The organism is Lyngbya sp. CCAP 1446/10 (assembly GCF_026130175.1).
Lineage (GTDB): Bacteria > Cyanobacteriota > Cyanobacteriia > Cyanobacteriales > Microcoleaceae > Microcoleus.
This window is the reverse complement of record NZ_JAIGNI010000162.1, coordinates 1-2,455: the sequence shown is the minus strand read 5'-3', so window position 1 is coordinate 2,455 and position 2,455 is coordinate 1. Positions and strand designations below refer to the sequence as shown.

The 2,455-nt window shown below is 44.0% G+C and carries 1 protein-coding gene; it reads left to right on the top strand.

Annotated elements, in window-relative coordinates:
• Positions 1-603: 603 nt before the first annotated feature.
• Positions 604-2,418: a group II intron reverse transcriptase/maturase gene (gene ltrA, locus K4039_RS29675; protein ID WP_265240107.1), complete on the top strand. Its 1,815-nt coding sequence runs from the start codon at positions 604-606 to the stop codon at positions 2,416-2,418.
• Positions 2,419-2,455 lie beyond the last annotated feature (37 nt).

The window sequence follows — 2,455 nt, the reverse complement described above, 5'->3', positions numbered from 1 at the left end:
ATCAGGATTGAGTTCGCACTTTAATCCCTTGTAGTTGACAACTTCATAACCTTGCAGGTGAGCGTCAGTACCCTAGAAAGCGTCAAGCCCTGCCCTTCAAACGTAGAGGTGAAAGCATATCCCCCACTGTAGAGACTAGCCATCAATCGGTGAAGCGGGGATAAAAGCGGAAAAGAGCTACAAGCCTAAAAAGTAGTATCCCGTGAGCAAGTTCCTACGGATAGCGAAAGCGAAGTTACTACTTGAATCACCGTTACCGCAAACCAGCGAAATAAGGCTTTACGCGCTGGGAATCCCAAAAGGGTATAAGAACAGGGTGGTATGAGGATTTGAGTCGGCATACCTACGTTACCCAAAAACTCGGTGAAAAGGTAACATCCTAACGGAACAAACCAATGGTTATGAGGAACGAAGTAACCCACCTGATTACTCTCAAAGAGGTGGAATACTTTGAGCAGTCAGCCAAGACGAAATATCTGGATTTCCAGGTAACAGGTGGTAGAGATTGAGTCAGAAGCCAACGCCTCACCGTAATAGTGAAGGATATGCTAACGGACTAACGGTAATACGGATGATATAGCTACAAGTAGCAATGTAAATGTCATGAACACGGTCATAAAACCGATGTATGAATGGAGCGATATCAACTGGCGAAAGCTAGAGCGTAACGTCTTCAAGTTGCAAAAACGGATATATCAAGCGTCTAATCGTGGTGATGTCAAGCTAGTACGCAGACTCCAGAAATTGTTGATAAGTTCTTGGACAGCAAAAGCGTTAGCGGTTCGTCGGGTAACTCAGGAAAACAAAGGAATGAAGACGGCAGGCGTGGACGGTGTAAAATCGCTGACCCCAAAGCAACGTTTCGCCTTGATAAACAAAATTACACTGGGTTATAAGGTCAAACCAACACGCCGAGTTTGGATACCCAAACCCGGGACAGATGAGGAAAGACCTTTAGGTATACCGACAATGGAAGACCGAGCTTTGCAAGCGCTAGTCAAACTGGTGTTAGAACCAGAATGGGAAGCGAGATTTGAACCTAACTCATACGGGTTCAGACCAGGACGCTCATGTCACGATGCTATCGCGGCTATATTTGTGGCGGTAAACAAGAAATCCAAATACGTTCTGGATGCCGACATTAGCAAATGCTTCGACCGTATTAACCATGATGTACTTCTCTCAAAATTAAATACCTATCCAACCCTACGGAGACAAATCCGAGCTTGGTTAAAAGCTGGTGTAATGGATGGAAACAAGCTGTTCCCAACTGATGAAGGTACACCACAGGGCGGGGTGATTTCACCTCTACTGGCTAATGTCGCCTTACATGGCATTGAGGAATTGATTATGGGTTTAGCCCCAAAATTCGATAGGAAGCGACCCGACAACACTCAATTGAGTATTAGAGACAAGCTTAAGTCGATTTCATTGATAAGATACGCAGACGACTTCGTAGTCCTTCATGAGGACGTAGAAGTTATAAAACTGTGTAAGTTAGAGATAGAGAAGTGGTTAAGTGGCATTGGGTTAGAACTAAAACCGAGTAAGACAAGATTAGCCCACACTTTGAACAAGGTAGATGATGAACAACCTGGATTCAACTTTCTAGGATTCAACGTCAGGCAATTCCCCGTTGGGAAACACAATTCAGGCAGAGTCAAGGGTAAAATCCTCGGATTTAAGACTATTATCACCCCCAGTAAAGAAAGTCAGAAAAGGCACTACAGAAAAGTTGCAGAAGCAATAAATAAGTCGCGTGGGTTAAACCAAGCGACTTTAATCAATAAACTAAATCCTATCATACGGGGTTGGTGTAACTACTTCTGTTCAGTTGTCAGCCAGAAAATATTTGAAAGGCTGTGGCACTTAGTGGTTTGGAAGCTCCTCAAATGGGGTCGTCATCGTCATAGGAACAAAGGCAGAGGGTGGATACGCCTTAAATACTTCAAAACTGTAGAAGGCAATAACTGGGTGTTCGCAACCGGAGAGGGTAATAATCCTCTAAAGCTCATACAACATAGCTCCACTGAAATAAAACGCTATGTAAAGGTAAAAGGAAAAGTATCCCCCTACGACGGTGACTGGTTATATTGGAGTTCAAGAATGGGAGTACACCCCGAAATACCTGCGAGAGTGTCTAAACTACTCAAGCGTCAAAAAGGGAAATGCACCCACTGCGATAACTACTTCAAAGATCGAGATTCGATAGAAGTTGACCACATCATCCCTAAATCGAAAGGTGGAAGGGAATCTTATGATAATTGCCAGCTACTTCATCGACATTGCCATGACACAAAGACGGCCAATGATGGCAGTCTCGGTAACAAATCTAGCTGTAAAAGTGCTAAACCTAAGCCACCAGTGGAATCAAGCCTTTGGGTTTGGGAAAACGATATGTTGGTAATGACGTACTGATGACAACAGCCGTTTTATTGAGGAGCGGAATGATGGG

What these genes read in the sequence shown, in the direction of transcription:
- ltrA (WP_265240107.1), top strand. Translation starts at nt 604, where the DNA reads ATGAACACGGTCATAAAACCGATGTATGAATGGAGCGATATCAACTGG.